The organism is Pseudomonas sp. S30 (assembly GCF_016518545.1).
In the GTDB taxonomy this organism is placed as follows: domain Bacteria; phylum Pseudomonadota; class Gammaproteobacteria; order Pseudomonadales; family Pseudomonadaceae; genus Aquipseudomonas.
On record NZ_JACVTO010000012.1, the window covers coordinates 95214 to 112853 of the forward strand.

General features: G+C 66.2%; 16 protein-coding genes and 1 tRNA gene. 7 read left to right on the plus strand and 10 right to left on the minus strand.

Features of this window, described 5'->3' with window-relative positions; genetic code table 11:
* Positions 1–17: 17 nt before the first annotated feature.
* Positions 18–1178, minus strand: coding sequence for an MFS transporter (locus IAE34_RS14930; RefSeq protein ID WP_200139733.1), 1161 nt, complete (start codon positions 1176–1178; stop codon positions 18–20).
* A 483-nt stretch (positions 1179–1661) separates the two neighbouring features.
* Entirely contained in the window at positions 1662–2885 is a 1224-nt protein-coding gene (locus IAE34_RS14935) for an MFS transporter (protein WP_200139734.1), read from the minus strand.
* Positions 2886–3074: 189 nt separating this feature from the next.
* Here IAE34_RS14935 and IAE34_RS14940 point away from each other — a divergent pair, with 189 nt between their 5' ends.
* Entirely contained in the window at positions 3075–4013 is a 939-nt protein-coding gene (locus IAE34_RS14940) for a FecR family protein (RefSeq protein ID WP_233631159.1), read from the plus strand.
* 94 nt (positions 4014–4107) lie between these two features.
* Positions 4108–4184: transfer RNA gene (locus IAE34_RS14945), tRNA-Met, on the plus strand.
* A 57-nt stretch (positions 4185–4241) separates the two neighbouring features.
* On the opposite strand, the gene IAE34_RS14950 is transcribed toward IAE34_RS14945, so the two are convergent.
* Positions 4242–4859 carry a LysE family translocator gene (locus IAE34_RS14950; protein WP_200139735.1) on the minus strand — a complete coding sequence of 206 codons (618 nt, stop codon included), beginning with the start codon at positions 4857–4859 and terminating at the stop codon, positions 4242–4244.
* 141 nt (positions 4860–5000) lie between these two features.
* Here IAE34_RS14950 and IAE34_RS14955 point away from each other — a divergent pair, with 141 nt between their 5' ends.
* Positions 5001–5918 carry a LysR substrate-binding domain-containing protein gene (locus tag IAE34_RS14955; RefSeq protein WP_200139736.1) on the plus strand — a complete coding sequence of 306 codons (918 nt, stop codon included), beginning with the start codon at positions 5001–5003 and terminating at the stop codon, positions 5916–5918.
* Here the strand turns inward: IAE34_RS14955 and IAE34_RS14960 are convergent.
* The gene (locus IAE34_RS14960) at positions 5858–6442 is read right to left on the minus strand and encodes a D-Ala-D-Ala carboxypeptidase family metallohydrolase (protein ID WP_200139737.1); all 585 of its coding nucleotides are present in this window, start codon (positions 6440–6442) and stop codon (positions 5858–5860) included. The genes IAE34_RS14955 and IAE34_RS14960 overlap by 61 nt on opposite strands.
* A 65-nt stretch (positions 6443–6507) precedes the next feature.
* On the opposite strand from IAE34_RS14960, the gene IAE34_RS14965 reads away from it, so the two are divergent.
* A complete protein-coding gene (locus IAE34_RS14965) occupies positions 6508–7665 on the plus strand; it encodes a hypothetical protein (RefSeq protein WP_200139738.1) in 1158 nt (385 codons plus the stop codon).
* Positions 7666–7672: 7 nt separating this feature from the next.
* On the opposite strand, the gene rimI is transcribed toward IAE34_RS14965, so the two are convergent.
* Together rimI and IAE34_RS14975 are read right to left on the minus strand one after the other, a co-directional pair.
* The gene (rimI, locus tag IAE34_RS14970) at positions 7673–8128 is read right to left on the minus strand and encodes a ribosomal protein S18-alanine N-acetyltransferase (protein ID WP_200139739.1); all 456 of its coding nucleotides are present in this window, start codon (positions 8126–8128) and stop codon (positions 7673–7675) included.
* The gene (locus tag IAE34_RS14975; protein ID WP_200139740.1) at positions 8125–8934 is read right to left on the minus strand and encodes an energy transducer TonB; all 810 of its coding nucleotides are present in this window, start codon (positions 8932–8934) and stop codon (positions 8125–8127) included. Before IAE34_RS14975 ends, rimI begins: the two co-directional genes overlap by 4 nt.
* 220 nt (positions 8935–9154) lie before the next feature.
* Between IAE34_RS14975 and mksB the strand changes: the two genes are divergently transcribed.
* Genes mksB through mksF form a run of 3 tightly spaced genes read left to right on the plus strand, consistent with a single transcriptional unit; the run spans position 9155 to position 13966 of the window.
* Positions 9155–10441: an Mks condensin complex protein MksB gene (gene mksB / locus IAE34_RS14980; RefSeq protein WP_233631160.1), complete on the plus strand. Its 1287-nt coding sequence runs from the start codon at positions 9155–9157 to the stop codon at positions 10439–10441.
* The gene (gene mksE, locus IAE34_RS14985) at positions 10431–11138 is read left to right on the plus strand and encodes an Mks condensin complex protein MksE (protein WP_200139741.1); all 708 of its coding nucleotides are present in this window, start codon (positions 10431–10433) and stop codon (positions 11136–11138) included. The genes mksB and mksE overlap by 11 nt, the downstream gene beginning before the upstream one ends.
* Positions 11135–13966 (plus strand): Mks condensin complex protein MksF, encoded by a 2832-nt coding sequence (gene mksF, locus IAE34_RS14990; RefSeq protein ID WP_200139742.1) that lies wholly within the window; start codon positions 11135–11137, stop codon positions 13964–13966. The genes mksE and mksF overlap by 4 nt, the downstream gene beginning before the upstream one ends.
* A 299-nt stretch (positions 13967–14265) precedes the next feature.
* Here the strand turns inward: mksF and IAE34_RS14995 are convergent, their stop codons facing one another.
* From IAE34_RS14995 to rpmA, 4 genes are all read right to left on the minus strand, one after another.
* Positions 14266–14721, minus strand: a complete 456-nt coding sequence (locus IAE34_RS14995; RefSeq protein ID WP_200139743.1) for a CreA family protein — start codon at positions 14719–14721, stop codon at positions 14266–14268.
* 11 nt (positions 14722–14732) lie between these two features.
* The gene (gene proB / locus IAE34_RS15000; protein ID WP_200139744.1) at positions 14733–15851 is read right to left on the minus strand and encodes a glutamate 5-kinase; all 1119 of its coding nucleotides are present in this window, start codon (positions 15849–15851) and stop codon (positions 14733–14735) included.
* Positions 15852–15940: 89 nt separating this feature from the next.
* The gene (gene cgtA / locus IAE34_RS15005; protein ID WP_200139745.1) at positions 15941–17164 is read right to left on the minus strand and encodes an Obg family GTPase CgtA; all 1224 of its coding nucleotides are present in this window, start codon (positions 17162–17164) and stop codon (positions 15941–15943) included.
* 187 nt (positions 17165–17351) lie between these two features.
* Positions 17352–17609, minus strand: coding sequence for a 50S ribosomal protein L27 (gene rpmA, locus IAE34_RS15010; RefSeq protein ID WP_200139746.1), 258 nt, complete (start codon positions 17607–17609; stop codon positions 17352–17354).
* Positions 17610–17640 lie beyond the last annotated feature (31 nt).

Sequence of the window (17640 nt, forward strand, 5' to 3'; positions counted from 1 at the left end):
AGCGGCCGGCCAGGCGCTCAGTCGCCCGTCACCCGCAGCCTGCCCACCCGGCGCCAGGCCTGCCGGGCGAAGCAGACGAACAGCCCGGCCATCAGCGCCAACGCCATTGGCAGGCCGTGGGGCGCCACGTCCATCGCGGCGCCGCTGACCAGCGGCCCGACCAGGCTACCGGCGCCCCACAGCAGCCCGACGCTGGCGTTGGCGGTCACCAGGTCGCGGCCCCTGAAGCGCTGGCCAATGAGCACCAGCGCCAGGGTATAGATCCCACCCGCCACAGCGCCGAGCAGCACCAGCAGCGGCCACAGCAACCAGGTGAGGTCCAGCAGCCAAGGCAAGGCGATGCCAATGGCCATCGCCACCAGCCCGCAGGCCAGGTGCAGCCCGGTGCGTTCGACCCGGTCGGCCAACCAGCCCAACGGCAGCTGGAACAGCATGTCGCCGGCGAACACCACGGTCACCATCAGCGCCGCCACGCTCACGGCGAAGCCATGGCTGCTGGCGTACACCGGCAGCAGCGACAGCACCACGGCATCGAAGAACGAGAAGAACAGCACGGCCACGCACAGCGCCGGGGCCACGCGGAAGAAGCCTGCCAGGGTGAAGCTGCGCGCGTCGGCGTCGTCATGCTCGACGCGGTCGGCGGGCACGGTGAACACGATGCACAGCAGCGCCAGGCCATAGCAGGCGGTGACCACGCCGGTGATCCACGGGCTGTCGGCGCCGACCAGCGCCAGCAGCGCCGGGCCCAGCACCTGAAAGCCGGTGAAGCTGGTGGCGTACAGGGCCATGATCTTGCCGCGATTGTGCTCCGGGCACAGGGCGTTGACCCACGACTCGCCGAGAATGATCGCGATGCCCATGCCGACACCCAGCGCCAGACGCAACAGCGCCAGCAGCCACAGGCGCTCGAAGGCACTGTCCAGCAGGCCGATGCTCAGGGCGCAGAGGCTGAAGCACAGCAGGTACAGGGCACGGCGGGTAAACCAGCGGCAGCAGGCATCGACCATGAACGCCGACAGCATCATGCCGGCCGCAGGGATGGCCGAGACGATGCCGATTTCCAGAGTGCCAGCCCCGGCCTGGTGCAATCGCAACGACACCAGCGGCAGGCTGGCCCCCAGGCTGAAACCCACGACCGACACGGCGAACAACAGGCCCGCCAGCAAACGCATGTTCATCGATGACTCCAACGCTCGAAAGATCGACAGGCGCGAACGCCCGATGCCACGCCGGCACGGCGCAGCACACACAGACTTGAATCAGTGCGAGGTGGAGTGTGGCGAGAAGGTGAAGGCGAACAGCACGCTGCGCCTGCGCTCGAGCACCGTGTCGCTCGGCCACGGGCGGCGCGCTGTCGGGGCGACAGTGCAGCGCGGGTGGAGAACATGGCAGGTGCGACGCATGGCGTGATTCGCTGACCTAGAGTGAGGGAGGCTGGACTGTAGTGTGGTGTATCACAAGTAAACGCTGTAAATGCCGGCGCTTTTCATGCTCATGCGGCGTTGCCGCTCCTCGCCGTAGCTGGGCTACGACTCGTCGCGGCGCCTTGCCTGAGCATGAAAATCACTCGGCCTTGATCAGCGTTACTTGTGAAACACCACACTAGGCCAGGGCCGCGCGCGCCGTCAACCACCGCGCCACCGCCCTGCCCCCTCTGCCGATCAGCGCTTGCCGGTGGAAGGCAGGAACACCGCCAGCAGCCCGAACAGCGGCAGGAACGAGCACAATCCGTAAACGTACTCGATGCCGCGCAGGTCGGCCAGATACCCCAGCAGCGCCGCGCCGATGCCGCCGAAGCCGAACATCAGGCCGAAGAAGATGCCGGCGATCATGCCCACGTTGCCCGGCACCAGTTCCTGGGCGTACACCACGATGGCCGAGAACGCCGACGCCAGGATGAAGCCGATCACCAGGCTCAGCACGGTGGTCCAGAACAGGTCGGCGTAAGGCAGCGCCAGGGTGAAGGGCGCCACGCCGAGGATCGAGAACCAGATCACCGCCTTGCGCCCGATGCGGTCGCCGATCGGCCCACCGAAGAACGTACCGGCCGCCACCGCGCCGAGGAACAGGAACAGGTGCAATTGCGAACTGGCCACCGACAGGTCGAATTTCTCGATCAGGTAGAAGGTGAAGTAGCTGGTGAAGCTGGCCATGTAGAAGTACTTGGAGAACACCAGCAGCCCCAGTACCACCAGTGCTGCCAGCACGCGCTGGCGTGACAGCCCGTGGCTGGCGACACCGCCCTTGCGCGCCTTGTACTGGTTCAGGTGATCCTTGTACCAACGCCGCAGGATCAGCGTCACGGCGAAGAAGAACAGCGCCGCCACGCCGAACCAGGCCACGTGGGTCTGGCCGAAGGGAATGACGATGGCCGCCGCCAGCAAAGGCCCGAAGGCGGAGCCGGCGTTGCCGCCGACCTGGAAGGTGGACTGCGCCAGACCGAAGCGGCCGCCAGAGGCCAAGCGAGCGATGCGCGAGGTTTCCGGGTGGAAGGTCGACGAGCCGATGCCCACCAGTGCCGAGGCCAGGAGGATCATCGGGAAACTGCCGACGAAGGCGAGCATCACGATGCCGACCAGGGTGCAGAGCGTGCCCAGGGGCAACAGGTTGGGCGTCGGGCGCTTGTCGGTGTAGAAGCCGACCCAGGGTTGCAGCAGCGAAGCGGTGACCTGGAAGGTCAAGGTGATCAGGCCGATCTGGGCGAAGCTCAGGTCGTAGTTGGCCTTGAGCATGGGGTAGATCGCAGGCAGCACCGACTGGATCAGGTCGTTGATCAGGTGCGCCAGGGCGCAGAAGGTGATGATCCGCATCACCAGCGGACTGCTGCCGGAACTCGGCGCAGCGCTGGGAATCGCGGGGCTGGACGGGGTACTGCTGAGGGCCATGGGCTCGACATCCGTGCGCGGGTTGGGCACCGATTATTAGAAACATCTGGACATGAAGCCACCCCTAATTCACTCGACGAGCGCCATCCATCCGAAGCGTACTTGTAAATGGTTCTCACTATATTTAGCATCTCCAGCTCATTCACCGATCCCCGGACACCTCGTCCTCCTTCGTGAGCCGATTCCAGCATGAGCCCGATGCCTGCCCAGCGGTACGAGCACGACCCCCAGCGTGAGGCGCTGGAATGGATGGCACTGCTGGCACAGGCCGGTGGCGACGCACAGCGACGCAAGGCCTTCGCCCAATGGTGCCAGGACCCGGACAACGCCCGGGCGTTCGCCGCCTTGCAGTCGCCGGTACCCGCGCCCCGGCCGGTCGCCCCGCCCCCGCGTCCGCGCCCCCGACCTGTGGAAATGCGCCGCAGCCCGTGGGGCAAGTGGCTGGCCGCGCTGTTCCTGGCGATGCTGGCGGCGCTGGCCTACCTCTACTGGCCCCTGCTGCAGCGCCTGGGCAGCGAACTGCACACGGCCCCCGGGGAACGGCGCAGCGTGCGCCTGCCGGACGGCTCGACCCTGCACATGGAAGGCGCGAGCGCGATGAACGTGGACCTTCGCGGTCGTACCCGACAGCTGCAGCTGGTTCAGGGGCAGGTGGCGCTGGAGGTCAAGCTGGACGGCCGCGCCCTGGAGATACAGGTGGACGATGCCCTGATCCAGGTGTTCGGCACGCGCCTGGCGATCGCTCGATACCCTGATCACGACGAACTGCTGGTGCTCAGCGGCAAGGCGGCGATCAGGCAGGGCGGCGATTCGCGCCTGCTCTCGGCCGGCGAGCGGGTCGCCTTCGATGCTGCGCGCATCGAGCCAGTCGAAAAAATGACCGACACCGCACTCGCCGCGCTGCGCAAAGGGCGCTGGTCGGTCCATGACCAGCCGTTGCAGCGGGTACTGGATCGCCTGGCCAGCCCTCGGGGTTTGCGAGTGTGGGTGCTGGACGACCAGATCGCCAACCGAGCGATCACCGGCGACTTCGACCAGAACCCCGCCAGCGATGCTCTAGGGAGCTTCATCGCAGACCAGGGGCTGCAAGCGCATGAGCTGTTCGGGCAGGCGTTGATCGTGCGGTGAGCGACCGACGGAGCCTAAGCGTCTGAAACCCCGTAGATTTTTTTTGAGATGAGTGTTGACACGAGGGCATCACCAGAGAATAATGCGCGCCATTGGCTACATAGCTCAGTTGGTTAGAGCATAGCATTCATAATGCTGGGGTCCGGGGTTCAAGTCCCTGTGTAGCCACCAAACCTGAAAAGGGCTTACCGCAAGGTAAGCCCTTTTTCTTTGCGCGCGCGGTCTAGTTCAACGCACCCCCGCCACCGCTACCGCCAACCCCAGGCCGATCAGGGCCACGCCGATCACCCGGTCCACCAGTCGCTGCCGTTCGATCATCGCCCGGCGCAATCCCGCGCGCGAGAAGAACAGCGCCACCAGGCTGAACCAGGCCCAGTGAGCCAACGACATGAACGCGCCATAGCCCAGGTTCACCGCCAGCGAACTGCCGGGGGTGACCACCTGGGTATAGGCGCTGATCACGAACAGCATGGTCTTTGGATTGAGCGCGTTGGTCATAAAGCCCGTGCGCAGCGCGGCCCACACGCCAGCCACCCGCCCCTGGGCGGAATCGTCCAGGCGGATGCGCTGGGTGTTGGTCAGCGACTTGTAGCCCAGGTAGACCAGATACCCCGCCCCTAACGCCTTCATCACCAGAAACAGCGCGGGGCTGCTCTGGATGATCAGGGCGATGCCGAACAAGGTGTAGCACACATGCACCTGCACGCCGAGGGCGATACCCACCGCCGCCGCCAGGCCCGCCGGGCGTCCTTGGGCATAGCTGCTGCGGGTGACCAGGGCGAAGTCCGCGCCGGGGCTGATGACGGCGAGCACGGTGAACAGGGCGACGGCGAGCAGTTCGGTCAATTGAGGCTACCTCGATCGATGATGAAACGTTGCAGATGGACTGAGTATCAGGCACCGCGGGTAGCAACAAAAACGATGTGTCAGCCGGTTATCTGCTAGTTTTCATCACCTGTTTCCCACATGCATGACGGACCGCCCACCATGAAGCTTCCCCACCTCGCCGCCCTGCGCTACTTCGACAGCGCCGCCCGTTACGAGAGCTTCGTGGCCGCCGCCGAACATCTGAACGTCACCCATGGCGCGGTCAGTCGCCAAGTACGCCTGCTAGAAGAGGGCCTGGGCGTAGCCCTGTTCGAGCGCCGTAATCGCGCGGTCTTCCTCACCGCTGCCGGCCGCACGCTGTTCGACACCACCCAGACGCTCTTCGAGCAACTGGCCACCACCGTGCAGCGCCTGCAACGACCGCAGCATGACGACATCCTGGTGTTGTCCTGCGAGCCGACGCTGGCCATGCGCTGGCTGATCCCGCGCCTGCCTGATTTCCACGCCCACCACCCGGACCTGCACCTGCACCTGGTCACGGCAGGCGGGCCGGTGGACTTCGCCCGCGGCGGTGTCGACCTGGCCCTCAGGCGCGATGACTTCCATTGGGACGGCGCCCTGCACAGCCGCAAGCTGTGCGACGAGTGGATCGGCCCGGTGGGCGCCTCACCTGCCTCGCGCACCCTCGACGGCCAGCGCCTGCTGCACAGCGCCACCCGCCCCTCGGCCTGGGGTGCGTGGCTGCGGCTGAGCGGCGAGCAGGCCACAGGAGCGGTACGTGGCGACTACCAGCATTTCTACCTGTCGATCCAGGCCGCCAGCGCCGGGCTCGGCCTGGCCATGGCCTCGGCGCTGATGGTTCGCGACGACCTGGACAACGGCCAACTGCAGGCGCCCTGGGGCTTCCTGCGCGACGGCTCGGCCTATCACCTGCTCAGCCCGCTGCCGCTGGACGACGGTGGCAAGCGTCAGCGCTTCGCCGACTGGGTGGCGCGGCACTGCCGTGCGAGCCTGGCTCAGTGTGGGCTGGCACAGAACGACGAGCCCGCGCCACCGTCGGCACCCCAGGTGCGGTAGCCCGCCGTGTCCAGGTGGATACGGCCCGAGGGATATCGCCCAGGGCCCATGTTCCAGGCCCTGCCATGCTGCTGCCAGAAGGCGCACAACGGGTTAGGGTCCGCCCAGTCCGGTAGTACCAAGTCGACCGCGAAGGCGCGGGTGTGGGCGCTGCCCACGGCGCCACCCGCACAGGCGTTGAGCGCCGGATCGCGGTAGGCCGACAGCACCTCGAAAGGCCCCAGGATGCCCTGCTGCTTCAAGGTGAGCAGCAGCGCCAGGGTCGAGCGCACCGCGGGCCACTGGGCAGCGGGCGGCACGGCATAAGGGGCTGCGCGACACAGTCGCCAGTCCGAGGCCGAGCGCAGCAGCTGGTGGATCGGCACCACGCCGTACAGCCGCGCCTGCACCAGCATCTGGCGAAACGGCCCGGTCGGGTGATCGCCTGCCCACAGGGCGAACGACCGTTGATCACGGGACTCGGCGCAGGCCGTGCCGACACCGGCCAACAAAATGGCAAAAAGCCATGTATTGCGACTGTTCATCTCCCCGTCCCTTGTTCCAGTATGAGCGGCCGCCGCCCCTGGCGGCCCATAACAAGGAGTTAAGCATGCATAAGCTGGCTGCACCGACACTGGCCGCCCTGGCCTTCAGCGGCCTGGTCCAGGCCGACGCGCGAATCGACCTGGGCGATACGCAACGGGTCACGCGCCTGTTCGCCTTCCCCAACAATTGCCATGTCATCTGCTACCGCGACTGGACGCTGGAGCAGACCGTGGAGCATTACCTGACCCAGAGCGTGCGCCGCGACGGCTACGCCACTGCCCAGGTGAAGATCACCCGCGACGACGACCACGTGCAGGCGCTGATCAGCGAAGTGCCCGCCAGCTACGCCGAGCCGCTGCGCCAACTGCTCGACAGCGGCGAGCTGGCCTACCAGGGCGCCACCCGCTTGAACAAAGACGGCAAATGGTCCTATGACTGGTACCTGTTCCTGCCGCTGGGCATGGCCCTGGAGAATCGCCGCAGCATCGAGCTGCTGCACTTCCCGCCGGACTACTCCCTGACCCAGGCCCAGGACTACCTGCGCTCCAGTACCACCGACCGTTGGGCGCAGCTGCTGACCTTCAACGGCGTCGACGCCAGCCAGACACCGGCCTACCAGACCATCGTCGACATCGCGCCCATCGCCGCGCCCGCCAGCGCCGGCAAGACACTGGAAGGCACCTACGGCTACTTCAGCGACTACCAGACGCGCATGGTGAAACAGATGACCCTGCCTTCGGACACCCAGTCACTGCCGATGGTGGCCTTCGGCGCGCCGGTGCGCAGCTGGATCCAGCAGCAGTACGGGCCGAAGGTGGATGTGCTGGGCCTGGTCAGCATCAGCCCGCAGGCCGGTCGCCAGGTACCGGTGCTGGGCGCCAACCACCCCAGCGCGATCTGGTACGCGGCGGACAAGAACAACACCGGGGGCGATCAGGACAAGGCCGACGCCGCGGGCCTGAAGATGATGGGCCAGGACCTTACCGCTGCCTGCTGGCAGGCGGGCATGGGCCGCAATCCCCAGGCCGATGGCACGCTGACGCTCCAGGCCTGCGCGAACAAATGGCAGGTGACCCAGAAAAAGCAGACCTGCGAGCTGTTCTTCCGCACCATCCGCGACTACACGCCCGAGCAGGCCGCCGCCAAGTGCAACACCGCCAGCACGACCCGCAGCCTGCGCGACCTGCGCGCGCCACTGGAGGTCGAACCGCCGGCGATCTGACGGCCGTTCAGTCCTCGAACAGGGTGCAGGCCATCACCAGGGCGTCTTCACGCCCGCCGGCCGCCGGGTAGTAATCCCGGCGCCGGCCGATTTCGTTGAAGCCGAAGCGCTCGTACAAGCGATAGGCCGACTGGTTGCTGGCGCGCACTTCCAGGAAGCACTCCCGGCCGTTGAGCTGCCAGGCCCGCGCCATCAGGTGGCCCAGCAGCCGCAGGCCCAGGCCACGCCCCTGGTTTTCCGGCTTGACGGTGATGTTGAGCAGGTGGGCTTCGTCGATGATCACGTTGATCACGCCATGGCCCACCTGCTGCTGGCCGTCGAACATCAGCCAGACCTCGTAGGACTTCAGCGCATCGAGAAAGATGCCGCGGGTCCAGGGATGACTGAAGGCGGCATATTCGATCTTCAGTACGCTATCCAGATCCGCCTCGGTCATGGGGCGGAAACTGATCGAGTCACTCATTCGACAGGCTTCCAGCGCGCCATCAGCTGGCGCATGGCTTTCCAGACGTGCGCCTTGCGCTGCGGCTCGTCCATCAACGATTCAAGACCGGGCAATGCCCAGACGTCACCCAGCCCCTGGACCGCCAGCACCTGGCCATAGACTTGGTCGTCGGCGTCGGCGGCGAAGCGCACGGCAGGCAGGCCGACCAGCCACAGGCAGGCGCAGGGGCTTTCTTCCAGGCGCGCCTGAACGAAGCCCTGAACGAAGTCCCGGGCCGCCTCCGGCCCTTGGTCCATGTTGCCGCGCAGGAACAGCGGCCAGCGCACCGGCTCGCCGATGATCTGCGGCGCGTCGGGCAAACCGGCTGCGCGCAGCATGTCCTTGAGCAGCAGGTAGGACGGGTCGCGGCTCTGGAACGGCTGGCCGGTGGCCAGTTCGACCAGCAGCAGGCAGCGGCCGGCGCGCAGCAGTTGCAGGGCGAAGCGCGGTGGCGGTGTCGGTACCGGACGCGCCGGCCGGGACGCCTGCGCCTCGACATCCACGGTGCTGGCCGGTGCCTTGGGCGCAGTGCCTGGGCGCGGGATCTCGATCTTCGGTCGCTCGGCCTGGCGTGCCTCGACTTGACGAACCTGGCCGGCGACCGGCATCACCGGCGCGTGGGCCTGGGCAACCGGCGCCGCGTCGAACTCAGGCGCTTGCAGCGGTGCCACCGGCAGCAGCAGCTCGGGCCTGGAAGGCGCGGCGAACGGCAGTTCGGCACGCGGCAGCCAGTGCACCACTTGCATGGCGGACAGGTAGGCGCGGCGGCGAGGCTCGGTCAACACGGCTCGAGGTTCCGGGGTCTGTTCGGGTCGGGCATTCTAACGCCGTTGGCGCTGTCGCGGCGCATCGACCGGGCGGAAATTTGCGCAGCGCCCATGGCCTGGCGCCGCGAACGCGTGGCATGGCCAGGTGATTGCCGCAATTCCCGGACCAAGGGGTGAAATCCCACCGGCCTGATGCAGTACAATCGCCGCTTTTATTTGGCAACGAGTCGACCCGCCAATGATCGAACCCAAGCGCGTCCTGCGCGCCCTCGCCGAACACTGGGCGCTGATCGAGCCGCTGTGCGAGCGCTTCGACCAGGGCACCCTGAGCCTGGTCGAGCTGCGCCAGCAACTGGCTCGCCAGCAGGTGGAAAGCACGGCGCAGGACATCACCCAGCTGCTCGACGTGTGGATCCGCCTGGACATTCTGGTCCCGGTGGCGAAAAGCCCCAACCGTTTCGAACTCAACGCCCAGATCCACGACTTCCTCGCCTACCTGCGCCGCGAGCACCGGCTGGGCCTGTGCCTGGAGATCGAGGCCTACCTGCGCCATCTCGAACGCCTGGCCGGACACATCCAGGACGCCTTCGACAACCGCGACAGCGATGACCTGGCGCGCCAGCTGCGCCTGCTCGACATGCGCGTGCGCGATGTGCTGAAAAAACTCGACAACGACGAGCAGGCACTGGTGGCCGTGGCCGAGCGGGCCAAGACCAGCAACCGGCAGATCCCCTTGCGCCAGCGCTACGCCGAAGTGCTGGCGACCTGGGACGAGTACGTCGAGCCGATGATCCAGCTGGTCAACGCCGACGGCGCCTTCGAGCAGGGCGTGCGCAAGGTCGAGACCGTGCTGTTGCGCCTGCTGGGCGAGCAGGCACGGCTGGGCCACCTGGTGGACGACGACATGCTGCTGCGTACCCACGCGCGCATCCTGGAAATGCAGACCAGCGCCCAGCTGACCCTGCGCCACGCGCGCGAGCTGCTGTTGCCGCTGCGTGAGGAAGCGCGTCGGCACAACGCCGTGACCCGCGGCGCGGCACTGGCCCTGTCGGTGATCCGCAAGAAGGGCCTGGACGCCGTGCCGCAAGCCGCCATGCCGCTGTTCACCCGCCCGCAGAGCACCTTCCTCGGCAGCGCCAGCCAGGTCGAGGTCTACGTCTATGCGTTGGCGCGCTTCGAGCCCAAGCCGGCGCGCTTTCCCAAGGCGCACAAGACCGACAAAGGCCCGGCGCCGCGCGCTCCGCGTACGGTCAAGGAAATGCTCGAACGCTGCGAAGACGCCCTGCCGCTGCCGGACCTCATGGTCTGGCTGCTGGAGCAGGAGCCCGAAGGCGCCACCGACGAACTGCTGTACTGGTTCTCGCGCCTCTCCCGCGAGAAGCGCTTCAGCCGCGAGCGCCTCGACCGCCAGGACTACCACACCCGCGAACACCGGGTCAGCCTGCGCTCCTTCGCCCTGACCTCCAGCCGCGAGCAACCGCCGGCAGCCACCGATTCCACCGCGAGCCCCGCCCATGCATCTTGATCTTTCCGAACTGTCCCAGCTCGCGCCGATCTTCCGCGAGCTGTTCAAGGGCTTTCACATCAGCCGCCGCGACCCGGAGCTGTACGCCCAATTGTCGAACTGCCAGGACACCTACCGTACCTTGTTCAAGGCCCTGGGCTTCGAACTGGTGTGCGATACCCGCGGCTTCTACTACTTCGTCCCCGAGCAGGCTGCCGCGCAGGTCAACAAGACTGCCCAGCGCCTGGCGCTGTTCACCTTCATCCTGGTCGAGCACCTGGCCGACCAGGGCCGTGACCCCATCGCCGTGCTCGACGGTGGCAGCCTTGGCCGCGACGAGTTGCCTTCGCTGCTGGAGAAATACCGCGACCTGTTCCTGCAAGCCGAGGTGCAAACCGTCGAGGAGCTGGAAGAAAAGATCCTGCGCCGAATGACGCAACTGGGCTTCGCCTTCGAGGAAGGTGGCATATACCGCTTCCTGCCGCCGATGCACCGTTTCCTCGACGTGTGCCTGTCGGTCCAGCAGGACCGCGACCTGGCCGCCACCCTGCACAGCGACCTGCCACTGCCCACCCCGGTACTGATCGAAGAAGAAAGCCCCGAGCAACTGAACCGCACCGACGACCCGCTGGACCTCACCCCGTTCGAGGGCGACGAGTCCGAGGAAGACGCCCTGGCCCGTGCCATCGGTGAAGAGCAACAGGAGATCGACGCATGAGCCAGGCACGCTACGGCATTCGCCGCTTCGCATTGCTCAACACCGCTGGCTACAGCCTCGGCCTGTTCCCACTGGAACACCCGCTGTCGGTGTACGGCGCCAACAACCTGGGTAAGTCGGCGTCGATCAACGCGCTGCAGTTCCCCATTCTGGCGCGCATGTCGGACATGGCCTTCGGCAAGTACAGCCTGGAGCAGTCGCGCCGCTTCTACTTCGCCAGCGACACCAGCTACATCCTCTGCGAACTGGACCTGCCCCACGGCCCCCATGTGATCGGCGTGGTCGGCCGCGGCCCCGGTGGCGGCTTCGGCCATCAGTTCTTCGCCTACCAGGGCGAGCTGGACCTGGCCCACTATCAGAAAGACGACACCTGCCTGCGCCAGAAGGAACTGTTCACCAACCTCGAGCGCAATGGCCTGAAGGCCTACGAGCTCAAGCCCGACGAACTGCGTCGGTTGCTGGTGGGCGGGCACACCTCGGTGCCGCTGGACCTGACCCTGATTCCGCTGCGCTCGACCAGCGAGCAGAGCCTGAAGACCTTCCGCGCCTTGTTCATCAACCTGCTGCACATGCGCGAAATCACCGCCGCCAAGCTCAAGCAATTGTTCCTCGATGCCTTCGAGCACAGCCTGCGCTCGGGCAGCGTCGACTATATCGCCGCCTGCGAAGAAGCCTTCCGCGACGTGCGCCGCATGGAGCAGGACTACAACGCCCTGGTCGCCGCTGGTCCGCTGGTCGAAGCGCTCGCTGGCGGCGTGGCCCAGCGTGACGTGTTGCGTGGCAAGCTGCATCGCCTCTCGCCCCTGCTCGACAGCCTGCTCGGCACCTGGCAGGACTACGCTGCGGCGCGCAAGGAAGAGCTGGTGATCCAGGCCGAGCACTACCGTGCCGAGCAGGACGCGCTGCAGAACGACCAGCGCGGCGGTACCCAGGAGCTGATGCGACTGGAGCGGGAAATCACCGGTATCCAGCGCTGGCTTGGCGAGCTGTCGGTGCTCAAGCACCGCTTCGCCCTGGTCGACGACGTGAAGGTGCTCGAACAGCAACTGCTGGCTGCCAAGGACGCCCACGACGAACTGGCCGGCGCCCTGGCCCAGTCGCGACAGTTCTCCGCCGAAGACCTCGACGAGCGCGTGCGCGACCTGGAAAAACGCCTGAAGGCGGTGAAGCAGCAGCTCGAACACGCCGACAACAACAGCTACGCGCGCCTGCGCGAGGAATTCTCGCAGCAGGACGTCGACCGCCTGATGCGCCTGTTCAACGGGGCGCTGTTCAGCTTGCCGCTGGGCGAGCGCGGCATCGAGGTGGCGGACGGCGATCAGTGGGTCAGCACCCTGGAAAGCGTGCTCGACCGCTTCAAGGGCGAGCGCTTCGAGGTGCCGGGGCTGTCCATCGACCTGTCTCACATCGAGCCCCCGGCGCTCCAGGCCCTGGCCGACCGCGCGGCCCTGCGCGACCAGAAGGAGCGCCTGGACAAGGAATTGCGCCAGCTCAAGACCCAACAGGCCGTGGCCCTGGACCGCGCGGCGAGCAAGGCGCAGACCGAGACCCTGTACCAGCAGGTGCTGGATGCGCAGAAGGCCCTGGAAGACTTCCGCCGCAGCGAGACCCTGAGCGCCGAGGAGCCGGAAAAACTCGAACAGCTGGCCCAGTTCGAAGCGGCCCAGGACGAGCTCAAGCGCTCCAGCGATGCCTTCACCGAGCGCGTGCAGCAGCTGTCGGCCAAGTTGCAGCTGGTGGGCCGGCAGATCTCCGACATGGAAGCCAAGCAGCGCACCCTGGACGACGCCCTGCGTCGCCGCCAGCTGCTGCCGGCCGACCTGCCGTTCGGCACGCCGTTCATGGAGCCGGTGGACGACTCCATGGACAACCTGCTGCCGCTGCTCAACGACTACCAGGACAGCTGGCAGGGCCTGCAACGTGTGGACAACCAGATCGAGGCGCTGTATGCCCAGGTGCGCCTCAAGGGCGTGGCCAAGTTCGACAGCGAGGACGACATGGAGCGGCGCCTGTCGCTGCTGATCAATGCCTATTCGCACCGCACCGAGGAAGCCCTGACCCTGGCCAAGGCCCGCCGTGCGGCGGTCACCGATATCGCCCGAACACTGCGCAACATCCGCAGCGACTACGACAGCCTCGAGCATCAGCTGGCCCTGTTCAACCGCGAGATCAACCGTCGCCAGGTGTCGAACCTGGAGAGCTTCCGCGTGGTGCTGGCACCGAACAAGGAAGCGCTCAAGCACATCGACCAGATCATCCACAGCGCCGGGCAGTACGAAGAAGGCGAGACGCTGTCGGTGTTCGACCTGACCCAGAGCGCCGAACAGGACAACAAGAACGAAGAGGCCAAGGAGTACCTGGCGCGGCTGGTGGCGGCCAACCACAACCAGTTGGGCCTGAAGGACCTGTTCGAGCTGGCGTTCGAGATCACCAAGGTCAACGGCCAGCCGGTGATCCACGCCGACATCGACGGCGCCGCGTCCAACGGCACCACCATGACCATCAAGGCGCTGACCAACATGTACCTGTTGCTGCACCTGATGGACCGCGACCTGGCCAGCCGCATCCGCCTGCCGTACTACCTGGACGAAGCGGCGGACATCGACGAACGCAACCAGGCGGCGTTGCTGGAGACCAGCCAGCAATTGGGCTTCGTGCCCATCCTGGCGAGCGTCAAGCCACAGGTGTCGGCGCGGGTGGCGATCGACCTGGAAGGGGGCAGCGGGCCGAACGGGATCTACATCGACGAATCGGACTGGAAGTACATCAGCCGGCGCGACGTGGAGAAAGCGGTCGTGCGCGAGGACACGGCCGAGACGACGGCCTGACGGCCATCAGGACGGGGCCTGCCCAGGCCCCGATCTGAATTCCGGCAGCCTTGCATTAGCGTTTTTACAGGAGTGGATCGCTTCGTTAACGTTCTAGCGCGAGCGTTAACGTTCCAGGCTGTTTTCGTTCGCAGGAGATCAGGCGTACCAGGCGGGCGAAAGATATCGTGGAGATGCTGAGCCAAGCAGCCTGAGAGCCGTGCGCTGCACACGGCAAGACGAGAACCGCAACGAAAACGCTTCAAGCCTCAGCCTGCAAGAGCATGCCGGCTGAGACCGGCCTGCCCCACTGGAAAAATCTATTGCGCCCAAGGCCTAATCGGAATGGCCGTCACCGCGTTCTGCGGGCTGCCTTCGACGACGCGGTCGCTGTACACCAGATACACCAGCGTATTGCGCTTCTTGTCGAGGAAGCGCACCACCTGCATGGTCTTGAACACCAGCGAGGTGCGCTCCTTGAACACCACGTCGCCATCCTTGATGTCACCCTTGAAGCTGATCGGCCCCACCTGGCGGCAGGCGATCGAGGCCTCGGCGCGGTCTTCGGCCAGGCCCAGGCCGCCTTTCACACCGCCGGTCTTGGCGCGCGACAGGTAGCAGGTCACGCCCTCCACCTTGGGGTCGTCGAACGCCTCGACCACGATCCGGTCGTTCGGGCCGAGGAACTTGAACACGGTGGATACCTGGCCGATCTCGTCGGCCCCGGCCAGCATCGGCATGGCCAGCGCCATCATGGCAATCATTCGCTTCAGCATCTCGACGCTCCTCACACCAGTACCAGGTTGTCGCGGTGAACCAGCTCAGGCTCGGCGCTGTAGCCCAGCACCCGCTCGATCGCATCGGAGGCCTGGCCGATGATCTTCTGTGCCTCCAGGGCGCTGTAGTTGGCCAGGCCACGCGCCACTTCCAGGCCGTCGGGGCCGACGCAGACCACCATTTCGCCACGGCGGAAGCTGCCCTGCACGGTCTTCACCCCAACCGGCAGCAGGCTCTTGTTCGACTCGCGCAGAGCCTTCACCGCGCCGGCGTCGAGCACCAGGGTGCCGCGGGTCTGCAAGTGCCCGGCCAGCCACTGCTTGCGTGCGGCGAGCATGCCGCGCTCGGGCGACAGCAGGGTGCCGAGGCGCTCGCCGGCCTTGAGGCGGTCCAGCACGCGCTCGATGCGCCCGCCGATGATGATGGTGTGGGCACCGGAACGCGCGGCCAGGCGCGCGGCGCGCAGTTTGGTCTGCATGCCGCCGCGGCCCAGGGCGCCACCGGTGCCGCCGGCCACGGCGTCCAGGGACGGGTCGTCGGCACGGGCTTCATGGATCAGCTGGGCCTCGGGGTTGTTGCGCGGATCGGCGTCGAACATGCCGTCGCGGTCGGTGAGGATCACCAGCAGGTCGGCTTCCACCAGGTTGGCCACCAATGCGGCCAGGGTGTCGTTGTCGCCGAAGCGGATCTCGTCGGTGACCACCGTGTCGTTCTCGTTGATCACCGGCACCACGCCGAGATCGACCAGGGTGCGCAGGGTGCTGCGGGCATTGAGGTAGCGCTTGCGGTCGGACAGGTCATCGTGGGTGAGCAGGATCTGCGCGGTGTGCTTGCCATGCTCGCCGAAGCTCGACTCCCAGGCCTGCACCAGGCGCATCTGGCCGATGGACGCAGCCGCCTGCAACTCGTTCATCGCGCTCGGTCGGGTGGTCCAGCCCAGCTGGCTCATGCCCGCCGCCACCGCCCCGGAGGACACCAGCACCAGCTCCACACCGGCTTCGCGCAACGCCACCATCTGCTCGACCCAGACGGCCATCGCACCCCGATCCAGGCCCTTGCCGTCGGCGGTCAGCAGCGCGCTGCCGATCTTCACCACCCAACGCCGGGCGCCCGTCACCTTGCTTCGCATCTTCTCTTCCAACCCATGTCGAATCCGTAGATACCAAAACGCCGCTCATGCGAGCGGCGTTCAGTGTACTGCAACCGTACGGCAACCGGTCAGTCGCGCACGTAAATGATTTCCGGACCGTCTTCGTCGTCTTCGAAGTCGTCCCAGTCGTCATCCTCGCCGATGTCGTGCACGCTCTTTACCCCGGTGCGGCGCAGGGTACGGGCGTCGTCCAGGGCCTGCAGCTGGGCACGGGCCTCGTCTTCGATGCGCTGGTCGAGGTCGCTGAGCTCGGCCGCGTAGGCCGGGTCGTTGGCCAGGCGGTCGGCGCGGTCTTCCAGGTAGCGCATCAGGTCATGGCTGAGCTGCTCGGTGCCCTGCTTGGCGATGGCCGAGATGACGTACACCGGGCCTTCCCAGTTCAGCCGCTCGACCACTTCCCTGACGCGCTCGTCGCGCTCTTCCTCCAGGATCATGTCGGCCTTGTTCAGCACCAGCCAGCGCTCGCGATCGACCAGCGCCGGGCTGAACTGCGCCAGCTCGTTGATGATGATCTCGGCGGCATCGGCCGGGCTGCTCTCGTCCAGCGGCGCCAGGTCGACCAGGTGCAGCAGCACGCGGGTGCGGGCCAGGTGCTTGAGGAAGCGGATGCCCAGGCCGGCGCCTTCGGAAGCGCCCTCGATCAGGCCGGGGATGTCGGCGATGACGAAGCTCTTCCAGCGGTCGACGCTGACCACGCCCAGGTTCGGCACCAGGGTGGTGAAGGGGTAGTCGGCGACTTTCGGCTTGGCGGCCGACACCGAGCGGATGAAGGTGCTCTTGCCCGCATTGGGCAGGCCCAGCAGACCCACGTCGGCCAGCACCTTCATTTCCATCTTCAGGTCGCGCTGCTCACCCGGCTTGCCCGGCGTGGTCTGGCGCGGTGCACGGTTGGTGCTGGACTTGAAACGGGTGTTGCCCAGGCCGTGCCAGCCGCCCTGGGCGACCATCAGCTTCTGCCCGGGGGTGATCAGGTCACCGATCACTTCCTGGGTGGAGGCGTCGATCACCGTGGTGCCGACCGGCACGCGCAGGAACAGGTCCTCGCCCTTCTTGCCGGTGCAATCGGTGCTGCCGCCATTCTGCCCGCGCTGGGCTTCGTGGTGACGGGTGTAGCGGTAGTCGACCAGGGTGTTGAGGTTCTCGTCGGCCACCATGAACACCGAGCCACCGTCGCCACCGTCACCGCCGTTGGGGCCACCGTTCTCGATGAATTTTTCACGGCGGAAGCTCATGCAACCATTGCCGCCGTCGCCGGCTTTGACCCGGATCGATACTTCGTCTACAAACTTCATTCCACACCGCCTCTCGTCACTCGACGAGTTGAAAACCAGAAAACCCTGAGGCGCTTGCAAAGATGAGCGCGGCGGCCCCGTATCATCAGAAACCAACGCCGGCAGCCCAGACAAACAGCTTTGCAAGAGGCTCAACAGAAACGAAAAAGCCCCGTCGCATGACGGGGCTTCAGGAGCGACGTCGCGATCAGGCGGCGACGATGCTCACGTAGCGGCGGCTGAACTCGCCTTTCTTCTCGAACTTGATCACGCCTTCGATCTTGGCGAACAAGGTGTGGTCCTTGCCCATGCCAACGCCGTAGCCTGCGTGGAATTCGGTGCCGCGCTGACGGACGATGATGTTGCCTGGCTTGATGACCTGGCCGCCATACATCTTCACGCCAAGGCGTTTCGATTCTGAATCGCGACCGTTACGAGTACTACCACCAGCTTTTTTGTGTGCCATGGTTCAATTCTCCAATAAATTCAGGGGATCG

Coding starts and splice junctions, on each gene's coding strand:
- IAE34_RS14960 (WP_200139737.1), bottom strand. CDS start 6,442: ATGAACAGTCGCAATACATGGCTTTTTGCCATTTTGTTGGCCGGTGTC.
- IAE34_RS14955 (WP_200139736.1), top strand. CDS start 5,001: ATGAAGCTTCCCCACCTCGCCGCCCTGCGCTACTTCGACAGCGCCGCC.
- IAE34_RS14940 (WP_233631159.1), top strand. CDS start 3,075: ATGAGCCCGATGCCTGCCCAGCGGTACGAGCACGACCCCCAGCGTGAG.
- rimI (WP_200139739.1), bottom strand. CDS start 8,128: ATGAGTGACTCGATCAGTTTCCGCCCCATGACCGAGGCGGATCTGGAT.
- IAE34_RS14965 (WP_200139738.1), top strand. CDS start 6,508: ATGCATAAGCTGGCTGCACCGACACTGGCCGCCCTGGCCTTCAGCGGC.
- cgtA (WP_200139745.1), bottom strand. CDS start 17,164: ATGAAGTTTGTAGACGAAGTATCGATCCGGGTCAAAGCCGGCGACGGC.
- IAE34_RS14935 (WP_200139734.1), bottom strand. CDS start 2,885: ATGGCCCTCAGCAGTACCCCGTCCAGCCCCGCGATTCCCAGCGCTGCG.
- proB (WP_200139744.1), bottom strand. CDS start 15,851: ATGCGAAGCAAGGTGACGGGCGCCCGGCGTTGGGTGGTGAAGATCGGC.
- IAE34_RS14930 (WP_200139733.1), bottom strand. CDS start 1,178: ATGAACATGCGTTTGCTGGCGGGCCTGTTGTTCGCCGTGTCGGTCGTG.
- mksB (WP_233631160.1), top strand. CDS start 9,155: ATGATCGAACCCAAGCGCGTCCTGCGCGCCCTCGCCGAACACTGGGCG.
- mksE (WP_200139741.1), top strand. CDS start 10,431: ATGCATCTTGATCTTTCCGAACTGTCCCAGCTCGCGCCGATCTTCCGC.
- IAE34_RS14995 (WP_200139743.1), bottom strand. CDS start 14,721: ATGCTGAAGCGAATGATTGCCATGATGGCGCTGGCCATGCCGATGCTG.
- rpmA (WP_200139746.1), bottom strand. CDS start 17,609: ATGGCACACAAAAAAGCTGGTGGTAGTACTCGTAACGGTCGCGATTCA.
- mksF (WP_200139742.1), top strand. CDS start 11,135: ATGAGCCAGGCACGCTACGGCATTCGCCGCTTCGCATTGCTCAACACC.